This is a genomic window from Streptomyces sp. NPDC017936 (assembly GCF_044328485.1).
Taxonomy (GTDB): Bacteria; Actinomycetota; Actinomycetes; order Streptomycetales; family Streptomycetaceae; genus Streptomyces.
In genome coordinates this window covers 67,204-80,820 of sequence record NZ_JBIRHK010000021.1, presented here as the reverse complement: position 1 = coordinate 80,820, position 13,617 = coordinate 67,204, and the positions used below count along the sequence as shown (strand labels likewise).

Sequence of the window (13,617 nt, the reverse complement as noted above, 5' to 3'; positions counted from 1 at the left end):
CGCGTAGATCCCGGAAGGGAAGGGAACGGATGACCGTCCAGCAGGGACTCACGGAGCAGCCGCCGGGCACGCGCACCGACATCCGGACGCGGGTGGCCGACCTGCACGCGACCAGGGAACGGGCGCGCGGCGGTCCGAGCGAACGCGCGACCCGGGCCCAGCACGCCAAGGGCAAACTGACCGCCCGCGAACGGATCGACGTGCTGCTGGACGCGGGGTCGTTCAACGAGATCGAGCAGTTGCGCCGGCACCGCGCGGTCGGCTTCGGCATCGAGGACCGCAGACCGCACACGGACGGCGTGATCGCGGGCTGGGGGACGGTCGAGGGCCGCACCGTGTTCGTGTACGCGCACGACTTCCGGATCTTCGGCGGGGCGCTCGGCGAGGCGCACGCGGAGAAGATCCAGAAAGTCATGGACATGGCCATCGCGGCCGGTGCTCCCCTGGTCTCGCTCAACGACGGTGCCGGGGCGCGCATCCAGGAGGGCGTCTCGGCCCTGGCCGGCTACGGCGGCATCTTCCGCCGCAACGTGCGGGCCTCGGGCGTGATCCCACAGATCTCGGTGATCCTGGGTCCGTGCGCGGGCGGCTCGGCCTACTCCCCGGCCCTGACCGACTTCGTGTTCATGGTCCGCGGCACCTCGCAGATGTTCATCACCGGACCCGACGTGGTGAAGGCCGTCACCGGCGAGGACGTCAGCCAGGAGAAGCTCGGGGGCGCCGACGTCCACGCGCAGCTGTCGGGTGTCGCGCACCTGGTGTACGAGGACGAGTGGACCTGCCTGGGCGAGGTCCGGTACCTGCTGTCCCTGCTGCCGTCCAACAACCGGCAGAACCCGCCGGCCGTCCCGTGCGTCGACCCGGACGACCGGCGCAACGACGCCCTCCTCGGCCTGGTTCCGGCCGAGGGCCGGCTGCCGTACGACATGCGCCGGGTGATCGAGGAGATCGTCGACCACGGCGACTTCCTGGAGGTCCACGAGAGGTGGGCACGCAACGTCGTGTGCGGGCTGGCCCGGCTCGGCGGCCAGGTGGTGGGCATCGTCGCCAACCAGCCGCTCGCTCTGGCCGGGGTGCTCGACATCAAGGCCAGCGAGAAGGCCGCCCGGTTCGTGCGGACGTGCGACGCCTTCAACATCCCTCTGCTGTCGCTGGTGGACGTGCCGGGCTTCCTGCCCGGGGTGGACCAGGAGCACGACGGGGTGATCCGCCACGGGGCCAAGCTGCTCTACGCCTACTGCGAGGCCACGGTGGCGCGGGTCCAGTTGATCCTGCGCAAGGCGTACGGCGGCGCGTACATCGTCATGGACTCCCGCTCGATCGGCGCCGACCTCTCCTACGCCTGGCCGACCAACGAGATCGCGGTGATGGGCGCCGAGGGCGCCGCGAACGTCATCTTCCGCAAGCGGATCGCCGAGGCCGACGACCCGGAGACCCTGCGGGCCCAGCTGGTCAAGGAGTACCGGTCCGAGCTGATGCACCCCTACTACGCGGCCGAGCGCGGCCTCGTCGACGACGTGATCGACCCCGTCGAGACCCGGGCGCTGCTCATCCGCGCCTTCCGGATGCTGCGGAACAAGCACGCGGACCAGCCGTCCCGCAAGCACGCCAACATCCCCCTGTGACCTGAGAAACCCTCGCGATCTCTTGCCTCGGAGCGCACCCATGACGATCACCTTCACCACCGAGACCGCCGTCCGCCGGCCGGCCGCCGAGCGCGCGGCACTGATGGAGTCACCCGCCTTCGGCGAGGTGTTCACCGACCACATGATCAGCATCGACTGGGAACGGGACCGGGGCTGGCACAACGCCCGACTGCACCCGTACGGGCCGCTGGTGCTCGACCCGTCGGCCCAGGTGTTCCACTACGGCCAGGAGGTCTTCGAGGGCATGAAGGCGTACCGGCGCCAGGACGGCACGGTGGTGACCTTCCGCCCGTACGCCAACGCGGCCCGGCTGAACCGCTCGTGCGCGCGCATGGCGATGCCGCCGCTGCCCGAGGAGACCTTCGTCGAGGCTCTCGAGCTGCTGGTCGGCGCTGACCGCGACTGGGTCCCGGACCGGCCCGGCCACAGCCTCTACCTGCGCCCCTTCATGATCGCCACCCAGCCCACCATCGGCTTCTACGGCCCTTCCGCCGCCTACCGGTTCATGGTGATCGCCTCGCCCGCGGCCTCCTACTTCACGGCCGGGGCGAAACCGCTCATCGTGTGGCTCTCCCAGGGCTACACCCGGGCGGCCCCCGGTGGCACCGGCGAGGCCAAGTGCGGCGGCAACTACGCGGGAACGCTGGTCGCGCAGGCGCAGGCCAAGGAGATGGGCTGCGACCAGGTGGTCTGGCTGGACTCGGCGGAACGCCGCTGGGTGGACGAGATGGGCACCAGCAACCTCTTCTTCGTCTACGGCGACCGGCTGGTGACGCCGGAGCTGTCCGGGACGCTGCTGGCGGGCGTCACCCGGGACTCGGTGCTGACCCTGGCCGCCGAGCTCGGCCACCGGGCCGAGGAGGGGCGGATCAGCGTGGAGCAGTGGCGGGCCGACGCGGAGTCGGGGGCGCTGACCGAGGTGTTCTCCTGCGGCACCTCGTCGATGATCACCCCGGTCGGCTTCGTCCGGAGTGCGGACGGGGACTGGACGATCGGCGGCGGCACGCCCGGCCCGGTCACCGAGCGGCTGCGCGCGGAGCTGACGGGGATCCAGGACGGTTCGCGACCGGACCCGTTCGGCTGGGTCCACAAGATCGCCTGACCGGCGTCCGCCGGGTCCGGGCCAACCGAAGGTGCAGAAGGGTGCGTGGAAGACATGAGCCGTTCGGTCCTCGTGACCGGAGGGAACCGGGGGATCGGCCTCGCCGTGGCGCGTGCCTTCGCGCGGGCCGGCGACAAGGTCGCGCTGACCTACCGCACGGGTGAACCGCCGCGGGCCGCGACCGACCTCGGCTGCCTCGCCGTCACCTGCGACGTCACCGACTCCGCGCAGGTGGAGCGGGCGTTCAAGGAGGTGGAGGCGGCGCACGGCCCGGTGGAGGTACTGGTGGCCAACGCCGGCATCACCCGGGACCGGCTGCTGCTGCGGATGGCCGAGAAGGACTTCACGGACGTGATGGACACCAACGTGACGGGCGTCTTCCGGGTGGTCAAGCGGGCCGCCGAGGAGATGGTCGACGCACGGCGGGGACGGATCGTCCTGATCTCCTCGGCGGTCGGCCTGCTGGGCGCGGCCGGGCAGGCCAACTACGCGGCGTCGAAGGCGAGTCTGGTCGGCTTCGCCCGGTCCGTCGCCCGCGAGCTGGGCTCACGGGGAGTCACCTGCAACGTGGTGGCGCCGGGCATGATCGACACGGACATGACCAAGACGCTCGACGAGAAGCAGCGTACGGCCGTGCTGAGCAAGGTACCGCTGGGGCGCAGCGCGGAGCCGACGGAGGTGGCGGCCGCGGTCCGGTTCCTCGCCTCCGAGGACGCCGCCTACATCACCGGGGCCGTCCTGCCGGTGGACGGCGGCTGGGGCATGGGGCACTGAAGCCGGGCCGCGCGCGTGCTCAGGAGTGCTCCGAGACGAGCACCGCGCGCGTGCCGGACTCCAGCGCCCGGAAGACGTGCGGGACGTCGGCCGGGTAGCTGATGTAGTCGCCCGGGTGCAGTTCCACCGGTTCGTCGGCGGTGCCCACCAGGGCCCGGCCGGCGCCGATCACGACATGCTCCACGACGCCGGGCATGTGCGGGGCGGAGGAGCGCTGCGGACCCGGCTCGGCCGCGATGCTGTAGACGTCCCGCCGCGCCCCCGGAGGAGAGGCGGCCAGCAGGGTGGCCCGGTAATCGCTCTGCGCCGAACCGATGGCCGGTCCCTCGCCCGCGCGGATCACCTGGACGGGGGGACGGGAGGCGGCCAGCAGCCGGGAGAAGGGGATCTCCAGGGCCACGCACAGCGCCCACAGCGTCTCCAGGCTGGGATTGCCGGTGCCGGACTCCAGTTGTGAGAGCGTGGACTTGGCGAGCCTGGCACGTCGGGCGACCTCGGTGAGGGAGAGCCCCGCCCGGACCCGTTCCGCCCGCAGGGAGGCGGCGATCACTGCCAGGGGCGGCTTGAGAGTGGGGTCGACGTCGGACACGCGCGTTCGCTCCAATGGTCAATCGTTCGCCTTGACGAACACCCTCCAGGGTGTTCACCATAAACGCCATGCGTACGTTATGGGAAACACTGGGCAAGGGGCCATTGCGGGACATCGCGCTGGTCTGCCTGGCCGTGGGGGTCATCGGTCTGTCGTACGGGGCCATCGCGGTCACCTCGGGCTTCCCCTGGTGGTTCCCGGTGCTCATGGGAGCGCTCGTCCTGGCGGCGTCGTCCGAGTTCCTCTTCGTCGGGATCATCGCCGCCGGGGGAAGCCCGATCGCCGCGCTGCTGGCGGGGCTGCTGGTCAACGCCCGCCACCTGCCGTTCGGTCTGGCGGTGCCCGATGTGCTCGGGCGAGGCTGGCGCAGGCTGCTCGGCACGCACCTGATGAACGACGAGACGGTCGTCTTCGCCATCGCCCAGGAGGGGCTCGCCCGCAAGCGGGCCGCGTACTGGGCCTGCGGCCTCGGCATCCTGGCCTGCTGGCCCGTCGGCGCCGCGCTCGGCGCGCTGCTCGGCAGCGTCGTCCGGGACACCGATGCCCTCGGCCTGGACGCGATGTTCCCCGCGGTGATCCTGGCCCTGATCCTGCCCGCGATGAAGGACCGGGCACTGCGGCGGACCGCGCTGGCCGGCTCGGCGATCGCGCTGGCCCTCACCACCTTCCTGCCGGCCGGACTGCCGGTCCTGGTCGCGCTGGCCGCGCTGCCGCTGTTCCGGACGAAGAACCTCGAAGGAGCGGCGCGATGAGCGATCCCTTCCCCCTGCTGCCGGCGCTGGCGGCGATGTTCGCCCTGGCGGCCGGGACCTTCCTGCTGCGCCTCTCCGGTCCCGCCCTGCGGGCGAAGGTCACCTTCCCGAAGCAGGTCGAGAAGCTGCTGGAGGTCTCGGCGGTCGTGCTGCTCGCCGCACTGACGGCCACGGCGGCGCTCACCGAGGGCGACGGCTTCGCCGGCGCGGCCCGGGCACTCGGGGTACTGGTCGGCGGAGTGCTCGCCTGGTACAGGGCGCCCTTCCTCGTCGTCGTCCTCGCAGCGGCCGGGACGGCGGCGCTCCTGCGACTCGCCGGCGTTCCGTGACGTCATCCGAACACACCTGAAGAGCGCCCGGAGGCACCTCTCCGGGCGCTCTCGCTCATTTCACCGGGCGACGCGTCGTCCGAGAAATCAAGCCTCATGGCGGAATTCAGCAACTCGTCTCATATTCTGGACCGCCATTGCATACTCCGGTGGCAATTGAGTAACTTAACGTAAGGCAGCGACCTCCAGAGGTCGGCCACCCGTGTGCGCATTGCTCGGCTTTCGTTCGGGATGCCGTTCCATCGAGATGCTCGGGGGGGACCATCGTGGGTGGGGGAGTCGGACTCCTTCCGTTGCTTGCACCGCAGGACTCCCGCCGTACGGCCCGATCGCGCCGGGCGTTCGCCCCGCCATCCGCTCCCCGCAGCCGCCCGGAATTCCTTTCCGGCGTCGACGTCGGCCCTGCGCCGTAGCGGCCGCCCAGAATTTCGAGGGCGCTCCAGTAACCCGCGGACAGAGTTCCGCGCATTTGCTGCGCCCATATCGAGCCACCCGGAGCGAGACGAACCGGCGGGTTGGGTCGAGGCCGGTCGAGCCGACTCCGAGTACGCCACCGGAAGTGGCCGAAATCCACACGCCGCGCAGCACAATTCGACCGGCCGGGAATTGACCTGCCCGGCGTGCCCTCAAGCCTGCCCTCATTCGTTCGCCGGAACGACGACGCACCGTTCGTCACACCCGTGCCCCGCGGCCGACCGGCTGGACGACCCGCGTTTCCCCCCGCCCTGCGGGCCTCACCGGCGAGGCCCGCACGCGTCGGCGCGCGCAGACTCACCCCATGAGACGACCGCCTATCAGCCAGAGGACGCCGAGGAACCGTCATGCGCACTGCAGAAACCTTGACCACGGCCCACCACCTCGTCGCCGGCCGGCAGACGGCCCTGGTCCACCACCACGTCTGGGACACCGCTCTGACCAGAGTGCCGCTGTTATCCGAACGTGAACTCGATGTCTTCCGGATGCTGGCGAAGGGGTCGTCGAACCGGGCCATCGCGACCCGGCTGGTCATCACCGAGCGCACCGCCAAGGCCCATGTCGCCCAGATACTGGCCAAACTCGACGTGGAGTCCCGTCTCCAGGCCGGCATCGTCGGGTTCGCCTGGGAGATCCTCACCCACGGCGCCGCGGTCCCCTGCGCCACCGACCCGACCAGGTGCCACACCCTGAGCGCTTCCCCACCTCACGTCGAGAGCGCGTGATTCCCCGAGCAGGGCCACTTGGCCCGTGTCCGGTCACCGACAGGCCGGCGACCTTCCCCTGCCGACTCGTCCCAGGGCTCTTGCGAAGTCGTATCTCCCTGACGTTTCCTCTGGTCATCGAGGGATGCCGAGGGTGTCGAGCGGGGCATCGACCGGCCAGTGGTTCGGCGAGGGGAGGGGCGAAGGCCGGGCCCGGAAGGGCCGGGAAGACGGTCAAGCGCCCGCCACGGCTGAGGTCCGCAAGCGCCCACTGCGGTGTCGGTCTCCGTGCGGGTGCCGCGGCAGCATCTCGAGGTTCTCCGGCAGGGTCCGGGTAAAGGCGTTGAACGGCCCGGTCTGCTTCAGGAATGATCCACTCCGTGGACACCTACCTGGAGACCGAGCGCCTGACCCTGCGCCGCTTCACTGCCGACGACGCGGACCTGCTGATCGAGTTGGACAGCGACGCCGCGGTGATGCGCTATCTGACCGGGGGCCATCCGACCGCCCCGGAGATCGTCCGCGAGCGCCACCTGCCGAACATCATCGCCGGCTACGAGAGGTGGCGCGGCGATCTCGGACTGTTCGCCGCGCACGAGAAGGACGGCGGCGCGTTCATCGGCTGGTTCTGCCTGCGTCCCGAGCCGCAGGGCCCGCTGGACGAGGTCGAACTCGGCTACCGGCTGCGGCAGGCGGCCTGGGGCAAGGGTTATGGCACCGAAGGCTCACGGGCGTTGCTGGGCAAGGCGTTCACAGGGCTCGGCGTGCGCATGGTCTGGGCTGAGACGATGACCGTGAACCGCGGGTCGCGCAACATCATGGAGAAGCTCGAGATGACGCTCGCGGCCACCATTCCCACTCCTCCCGACATGGAGACGGTCGAGGGCTCCGAGCACGGGGGCGTGCGGTACGAGATCACCAAGGAGCAGTGGGAGCAGCAGCAGCCCCCTGCCGAGGCGGTCGGACGCCACTGACTCCTGGGAGGCCGCCGGTGCCGGGCCGAGTGGTCCGGTGCCGTGGGGAATCATGAGGTGGCGCCGGTGAGGGCGAGGAATTCGCTGCGGGAGCGGGCGTCGGAGCGGAGCAGGCCGAGCAGGGTGGAGGTCATGGTGGTGGAGCCGGTGGCCTCGACACCGCGCAGGGTCACGCAGGCGTGTTCGGCTTCGATGACCACGCCGACGCCCTGGGGTTCGAGGTGGGTCTGGAGCCAGTCGGCGACCTGCTTGGTCAGGCGTTCTTGGACCTGCGGGCGGCAGGCGAAGTGCTCGACGACGCGGGCGAGCTTGGACAGGCCCAGGATGCGGGCGCCGGGCAGGTAGCCGACGTGGGCGGTGCCGACGAAGGGCAGCAGGTGGTGCTCGCACACCGACCGGACGGGGATGCGCCGGGCCAGGACGAGTTCGTCGTAGCCCTCGTCGTTGGGGAAGGTGGTCAGGTCGAAGGGGCGCGGGCTGAACAGTTCGGCGTACGCGCGGGCCATCCGGCCGGGCGTTGCGCGCAGGCTCTCGGAGGCGGTGGAGATGCCGAGGGCGTCGAGGAACTGGCCGGCCGCGGCTTCCGCGGCGACCAGGTCGATGCCGCCGGTTTCGTGCACGACCCGCAGGGCGGGCCGTGCCGGTGGCGTGTCTTCCTCGTCGCGCGGGTGTATGCGGGCGGTGGCGTGGTGCGGGTGTTCGGTCATCTCAGTTTCCTCCGATGCCGAGGGCGGCGAGCAGGACCAGGACGAGGGTGGCCACGGCGAACAGGCCGTGGGCCAGGACGACCGCCACGGGGAAGTGACGTTCGGCGAGGACGGTCCCTCCGGCTCCCGGGGCCGTCGGGGCGGCCGGTGCTCCGACGGCGGCACGGTCGCGGTGGACCGGGATCCAGCGGGCCAGCATCATGAATCCCAGCAGGGCGACCGGCAGCAGCAGGCCGAAGGAGGCCCAGGCCAGGGCGCTTGTGCCGGCCACGACGTAGATGATCCACACCACCAGTCCGATCGCGGCCAGGGCGAAGTGGCCGAAGACGACGGGTGCGGGCAGGCGGCTGGTGCCGGACTGCTGCTGGTGGATTCCGCCGTGTCGGATCCAGGTGCCGAGCATGAAGAAGCCGCCGAGGGCGGTGACCACCCAGGTGATCAGTGCGGCGATGTCCATGGGGACCTCCCGGACGATGTGATGCCGAACGGGGCCGGAGCGGGCCGGCCCGTGGTGCGGGGTGCGCGGTTTCAGGCGGCAGGGCGGGCGTCGCGCGCGCCGGCGCCGGGCGTGTATCCCTCGGCCTGGGTGTTCTCGTCGGCGACGCGGACGCCGTAGCGGTAGGCGAGCTTGCCGCCGAGGAATCCCGAGACCCCCAGCAGAACGAGGCTGACCGCGGACAGGACGAGCCTGTCCCGGCCGACGCCGCCCCCGCTGGTGTAGGTGCTGTGACGCCACAGGAAGTTGACGGCGTAGGCGGCGGTCACCAGCAGGTTCAGCGTCATGTGGACCAGCGCGGTGCGGAAGGCCGGGGTCCGGGCGGGGATCGCGAACAGGTCGAGGAAGCCGACCATGGCCGCCGGCAGGGCACCGATCACCCCGACCGCGATCAGCCACTCCGAGCCCTGGGTCAGGAAGCCCGGCCGGCTGACCACGTGGGAGGCGATGTCGAAGACCAGGCTGGTCACCCAGGCGCCGATCGGCACCGTGACCAGGATCGGGTGGAACGGGTGGCCGTACGGGCCGGCGAGCGAGGCACTGACCGGACGTTTCGCCTGAAGCCGTGATGCATCAGTCATCGCAACCTCCTCCGGTTTCACCAACAAATCTTGGTCTTATTGCTGAGTGTCGTCAAGAGGCACAGGAAACCAGGGCAGCAGGAACACTTGTACCTACACAGATGGGCGTTACCGTGGTCCTGTGGCTTCCGATCAGACAGCTCCGGCCGACGCAGCCGGCAGCGCCATCGACTCCGTCAGCGTCCTGAGCGAGGACTCACGACGGCGCATGTTCGCCTTCATCCGCCGTGCCGGCCACGCCGTCACCCGCGACGAGGCCGCCGCGAACGTCGGGATATCCCGCAAGCTCGCCGCCTTCCACCTCGACAAGCTCGTCGAGGCCGGCCTGCTGCGCGCCCGCTACGAAACGCCCGGTGGGATCCGCAAGGTCGGCAGGCGGCCGAAGGTCTACGAACCCACCGACGCCCAGATCACCGTGACCATCCCCGACCGGCGCCACGAACTCCTGGCGGACCTCCTCCTGGACGCCGTCCTGACCGAAGAGGCCGACGAGAACGCCACGCAGGCGGCCATGCGGACCGCCGAGCAGCGCGGTCTGCGCATGGGCGCGGCCGCACGGGAGGAGACCCGTCCCGGACGCCTGGGTCCCGAGCGCGGGCTGACCGCCTGCGAGGAACTGCTGGAGGAGTACGGCTACGAACCCGTACGGGAAACCCCCACCCGGCTCCGGCTGCGCAACTGCCCGTTCCACCCGCTCGCCGCGAAGGCCCCTGACCTGGTGTGCGGCATGAACCAGGCCTTCCTCAGCGGCTACCTCACCGGCCTCGAGGTCAACGGCATCCAGGCCGTCCTGGCCCCCGAGTCCGGCGAATGCTGCGTACGGCTGGGCCCGAACGACACCGATCGCGAGGACCAGACGCCCCAGGACCACTGACACGGCACCGGCGGTCCGCCCCCGCGGACCACCGACGCGATGCACGCCCCTGCCGCGGCACGAGGATCGAAGAAGCGCGCAATCGCCCGCACGATCCCTGCGCAACACACACGTCACCGGTGCTCGACGTCCGCTCGAACCAGGGGGAAACGCCCCAGCGGCTCGATCCGGTCCCGCATCGCATCAGTGATCACTGACCGGACAGACACAGGTGATCGACTGATCACCTGACCGACCGCTCAAAGAGACACGCTGTGGATCGCTGCACGGTCAGCCCAGTACCCGCACCGCGTAGAGCACGCCGATGCCGGTCGCCAGGGCGGCCAGCAGGAGGCGCAGGGCGGTGTCGGGCAGGTGGGGCTGCAGGCGTGCGCCGAGGTATCCGCCGAGGAGTCCGCCGGCCCCGCAGGACAGGCCCAGCAGCCAGTCGGGGGCGACGTCGCCCGTGGCGGTCAGGGAGAGCAGGGCGTAGGTGGCCGCGCCGACGATGGAGGTGACGAAGGTGGAGGCCAGGGCCGCGGGTGCGACGGTGGCGACCGGGGTTCCGCGGCCGACGAGGATCGGGCCGAGCAGGGAGCCGCCTCCGATCCCGTAGATGCCGCCGACGACGCCGACGACCAGGGCCAGCATCCTCGTGGTGCGTGGCGAGGGCGGGCGCGGGTCACGGGCCGGTGCCGGACGTACGGTCCGCAGCCCCAACCACAGCCCGAGCGGCAGGAGGAGCACCGCGACGAGCAGGCGGAAGACGCGCGGGCCGGGTACGGCGAAGACACGGATCAGGGCGCCGAGGACGACGCCGGGCAGGGTGCCGGCGATCAGCAGGCGGGCCAGCTGCCCCCCGAGACGACCGGCCCGCCAGTAGCGGAAGAGGGCGCCGGGGCCGGCCACGACGTTGTAGAGCAGGTTCGTCGGTGTCACCGCTGGGCTCGGCACGCCCAGCACGCTGACCTGGACGGGCAGCAGGAAAACCGCTCCGGAGACGCCCACGGGCGCCGTGGCCACGGAGATCGACAGCCCGGCGGCGAAACCGAGCAGCCCCGTCGACCAGTCCACGACAGCCCCCTCGGCGATCCGCTTCCGGTGCCCGGTGAAGGCTCCGGCTCAGGTGCCTTTTGTTCTCGTGAACATCGACCCCGCCCTGATCCAACCGCCTCCCGAGGCCGTGAACAACCGCCGACCCAACGCGTGGACAAGGCCGGCAGCGGTGAGGAGTCCGCGCCGTGGTGAGGAGCCACTGGTCACCGGCTCACCCTCGAGGACGGCGGATCGCAGGACGACGCACGCCCCGAGCCCCTTGTTCGCCCACGTGATCGTCGTCCAGTACGACCGCGGCTTCGTCAGGGTGCTGCCCGGCACGTGCGAGGGCGCTTCGGTGATTCAGCCGACCGTCCGTCGACTTGCTGCCAGGTACGCCGTGGAGGGTGAGGGCACGGACATCGCCCGAGCCCGCCACCTGGCCTCGTACCGGGAGCCTGAGCCGGCCGGGACCAGACTCGGTCGCGGCTGCACGAAGGGGCGCGGCGGGTCGGAGTCCTGCGCGCCGCGGTCGTCCCGGCCCCGTCAAGGTGGACACCGGCTGCAAGCCCCTTTTCCGTCACCGCCGACCCGGCGCTGCCGCTGCCGCCGGAGTCGTTCGCCCGCAGGTGACGGTCGGCGCCTGGAGCCGTAGCCAGCAGCGGCCCACGGCCGTACACGGGGGAGGAGGACAGAGGGGCGTCGCAACGCAGGTCGGCCCTTCAGCTCATCCCGCTTCTCCCGGCGCACCGTGCTGTTCGTCCTGTCGGCCGCGTGCGGCTCGTGCGGTGCGGTGATCGGGGTGGACGGCAAGGACCTGGCCGATGCCGGTGATGTCCAGCATCTGCTGGACCGGGGGACTGGGGGCGATCAGGGCCAGGTGTCCGCCGGCTGCGCCGACTGCGCGGCTGACCTGGAGCAGGCAGGTCAACCCGGTGGAATCGATGAAGGAAAGACCGGACAGTTCCAGCCACACGGTCGGGGTGGCTGTCTGCGGGAGGGCCTGCAGGGAGCTGGTGAGCCGGCTGTTGGTGTGGTGGTCGAGGGCGCCGGTCAGGGTCAGCAGGAAGCCGCCTTCGGGCAGCGGGCCGGTGTGCACGGTGAGTGTGTCCGCCGCGGCCGACTGCTCATCGCGGGAGCCGGGCATGGTCTCTCCTCTTCTTGGTCGCGGGGCGCCGGTGCGGTGGCTGGGCGGTGGTCAGGGGGTGAGGTTGTCCTGGTCGGGATCGCGCCATTCGGCGAGCAGGACGGTGGCGTCGTCGTCGATTTCTCCGTCGTGGTGGTCGAGGACGGCGTGCATGATCCGGCGCAGCGTCTCGTGGACGGTGAGCCGGTCGGCGTGGTGGCGCACGAGGTAGTCGATGAAGTGGTCGAGGCCGAACTGCCGACCGTCCGCGTCGCGGGCTTCGACGATGCCGTCGGTGTAGAGGACGAGCCGGTCACGGGGCTGCAGCTGCTCGTGGCAGACGGTGACAGGAAGTCCCAGGGCGACCCCCATGGGGCCGGCAGGAGGGCATTGCAGTTCCCTGGGCCGGCGTCCCGCCCTGAGGATCACCGGCAGGTGGTGCCCACGGTTGATCCAGGTCAGCTGCCCGGTCCCCAGGTCGAGATCGGCGAGGACGCCGGTGACGTAGCGGGTGGTGCCGAACTGCTCGATGAGGGCGTCCTCCACCGCCTGGGAGGTCTGCACGAGATCGGCGCCCTGACGCCGGGCATTGCGGCAGGTGGCGACCGCCATGTTGGCGGTCAGGCCCGCTCTGGCGTCGTGACCCATGGCGTCGAACACGGCCAGGTGCAGCACGTTGTCGGAAACGGCGTAGTCGAAGGCGTCACCTCCTACCTCGTAGGCCGGCTCCGAGACCGCAGCGACGGTGGTGGCGCGGCCGGCGAAGGCCGACGGCGGAGTGAGGTGCCACTGCATCTCGGCCGCCACGCTCATCGGCGCGGTTCTGAGCAAGCGGGCGTAGGAGTCGCTGAAGTCCCGTTTGCTCAGCAGCAGCAGCGCCAGCGTCGACGCAAGCGCACGCAGCGCGTAACGGGTGGCTTCGTCGTCCTGACCGGTGTCCGCGCGCAGCATGCCCAGGCGTTCCACCCCGTCGGTGACGGGCACCCACCACCGACGGCCGTCCAGGCCCGACGGCCGGTCCGGCTCGGCGATCAGATCGACCCGCTGGAACGCAAGTCCCGCCACGGTTGAGTCGACGGCCAGTTCCAGTCCGCCCGCACCGGCGTCGGTACCCCGACCGGTGACCTGGCGCAGTACCTTGCCCTGCATGTCGACGAGGAAGAACGCCACATCGCGCAGGCCCGTCGGCTCCACGTGATCAGCCACCATCCGCGGCAGATCCTCCAGGGTTGCCGTGTGACTGGCCAGCATCAGATCGGTCAGCGCACCGCTCACCTTCGCCGGGTCGATCACAGGACGACTCTCCTCTCCGGTCGCCTTCCCGGCAACTTGCTGGAAGGGCGACACGTCTACGGCTACCCCGCACACGCGCAACGGATCGGTTGTGCCGTCCCCGCCGCCCACGGCCGAAAGCCGGGGGGCTCACGGTGAGGCGCGTTCGCATGACTGCTTTCACGAGGGCCGTTGCCTTGACC

The 13,617-nt window shown here is 70.8% G+C and carries 15 protein-coding genes; 8 read left to right on the top strand and 7 right to left on the bottom strand.

Features of this window, described 5'->3' with window-relative positions:
* Window positions 1–29 precede the first annotated feature (29 nt).
* From ACH4F6_RS34235 to ACH4F6_RS34225, 3 genes are read left to right on the top strand one after another with little or no spacing between them, the layout of a single operon-like run.
* Window positions 30–1,625, top strand: a complete 1,596-nt coding sequence (locus ACH4F6_RS34235) for an acyl-CoA carboxylase subunit beta (RefSeq protein WP_397964266.1) — start codon at window positions 30–32, stop codon at window positions 1,623–1,625.
* Between the two features lie 40 nt (window positions 1,626–1,665).
* Window positions 1,666–2,748, top strand: coding sequence for a branched-chain amino acid aminotransferase (locus tag ACH4F6_RS34230; RefSeq protein WP_397964265.1), 1,083 nt, complete (start codon window positions 1,666–1,668; stop codon window positions 2,746–2,748).
* 54 nt (window positions 2,749–2,802) lie between these two features.
* A complete protein-coding gene (locus ACH4F6_RS34225; RefSeq protein WP_397964264.1) occupies window positions 2,803–3,522 on the top strand; it encodes a beta-ketoacyl-ACP reductase in 720 nt (239 codons plus the stop codon).
* A 19-nt stretch (window positions 3,523–3,541) separates the two neighbouring features.
* Here ACH4F6_RS34225 and ACH4F6_RS34220 read toward each other — a convergent pair whose 3' ends face one another.
* Window positions 3,542–4,111, bottom strand: coding sequence for a helix-turn-helix domain-containing protein (locus ACH4F6_RS34220; RefSeq protein ID WP_397964263.1), 570 nt, complete (start codon window positions 4,109–4,111; stop codon window positions 3,542–3,544).
* A 68-nt stretch (window positions 4,112–4,179) separates the two neighbouring features.
* Here ACH4F6_RS34220 and ACH4F6_RS34215 point away from each other — a divergent pair, with 68 nt between their 5' ends.
* The 4 genes from ACH4F6_RS34215 to ACH4F6_RS34200 all read left to right on the top strand — a co-directional run bounded on the left by ACH4F6_RS34215 (window position 4,180) and on the right by ACH4F6_RS34200 (window position 7,344).
* Entirely contained in the window at window positions 4,180–4,863 is a 684-nt protein-coding gene (locus ACH4F6_RS34215) for an AzlC family ABC transporter permease (RefSeq protein ID WP_397964262.1), read from the top strand.
* A complete protein-coding gene (locus tag ACH4F6_RS34210) occupies window positions 4,860–5,192 on the top strand; it encodes an AzlD domain-containing protein (protein ID WP_397964261.1) in 333 nt (110 codons plus the stop codon). Before ACH4F6_RS34215 ends, ACH4F6_RS34210 begins: the two co-directional genes overlap by 4 nt.
* A gap of 821 nt (window positions 5,193–6,013) precedes the next feature.
* Window positions 6,014–6,391: a LuxR C-terminal-related transcriptional regulator gene (locus tag ACH4F6_RS34205; protein ID WP_397964260.1), complete on the top strand. Its 378-nt coding sequence runs from the start codon at window positions 6,014–6,016 to the stop codon at window positions 6,389–6,391.
* 359 nt (window positions 6,392–6,750) lie between these two features.
* The gene (locus tag ACH4F6_RS34200) at window positions 6,751–7,344 is read left to right on the top strand and encodes a GNAT family N-acetyltransferase (protein ID WP_397964350.1); all 594 of its coding nucleotides are present in this window, start codon (window positions 6,751–6,753) and stop codon (window positions 7,342–7,344) included.
* 50 nt (window positions 7,345–7,394) lie between these two features.
* On the opposite strand, the gene folE is transcribed toward ACH4F6_RS34200, so the two are convergent.
* The 3 genes from folE to ACH4F6_RS34185 form a co-directional block, all read right to left on the bottom strand.
* Window positions 7,395–8,051: a GTP cyclohydrolase I FolE gene (gene folE, locus ACH4F6_RS34195; RefSeq protein WP_397964259.1), complete on the bottom strand. Its 657-nt coding sequence runs from the start codon at window positions 8,049–8,051 to the stop codon at window positions 7,395–7,397.
* A 1-nt stretch (window position 8,052) separates the two neighbouring features.
* Window positions 8,053–8,508 (bottom strand): hypothetical protein, encoded by a 456-nt coding sequence (locus tag ACH4F6_RS34190; protein WP_397964258.1) that lies wholly within the window; start codon window positions 8,506–8,508, stop codon window positions 8,053–8,055.
* 71 nt (window positions 8,509–8,579) lie between these two features.
* Window positions 8,580–9,128: a DUF2231 domain-containing protein gene (locus tag ACH4F6_RS34185; protein ID WP_397964257.1), complete on the bottom strand. Its 549-nt coding sequence runs from the start codon at window positions 9,126–9,128 to the stop codon at window positions 8,580–8,582.
* Window positions 9,129–9,249: 121 nt separating this feature from the next.
* Between ACH4F6_RS34185 and ACH4F6_RS34180 the strand changes: the two genes are divergently transcribed.
* Window positions 9,250–10,002: a helix-turn-helix transcriptional regulator gene (locus ACH4F6_RS34180; RefSeq protein WP_397964256.1), complete on the top strand. Its 753-nt coding sequence runs from the start codon at window positions 9,250–9,252 to the stop codon at window positions 10,000–10,002.
* Window positions 10,003–10,272: 270 nt separating this feature from the next.
* Here the strand turns inward: ACH4F6_RS34180 and ACH4F6_RS34175 are convergent, their stop codons facing one another.
* The 3 genes from ACH4F6_RS34175 to ACH4F6_RS34165 form a co-directional block, all read right to left on the bottom strand.
* Entirely contained in the window at window positions 10,273–11,055 is a 783-nt protein-coding gene (locus ACH4F6_RS34175) for a TSUP family transporter (RefSeq protein WP_397964255.1), read from the bottom strand.
* A gap of 688 nt (window positions 11,056–11,743) precedes the next feature.
* Window positions 11,744–12,163: an STAS domain-containing protein gene (locus ACH4F6_RS34170; protein ID WP_397964254.1), complete on the bottom strand. Its 420-nt coding sequence runs from the start codon at window positions 12,161–12,163 to the stop codon at window positions 11,744–11,746.
* A gap of 51 nt (window positions 12,164–12,214) precedes the next feature.
* A complete protein-coding gene (locus ACH4F6_RS34165; protein WP_397964253.1) occupies window positions 12,215–13,435 on the bottom strand; it encodes a PP2C family protein-serine/threonine phosphatase in 1,221 nt (406 codons plus the stop codon).
* Between the last annotated feature and the right edge of the window lie 182 nt (window positions 13,436–13,617).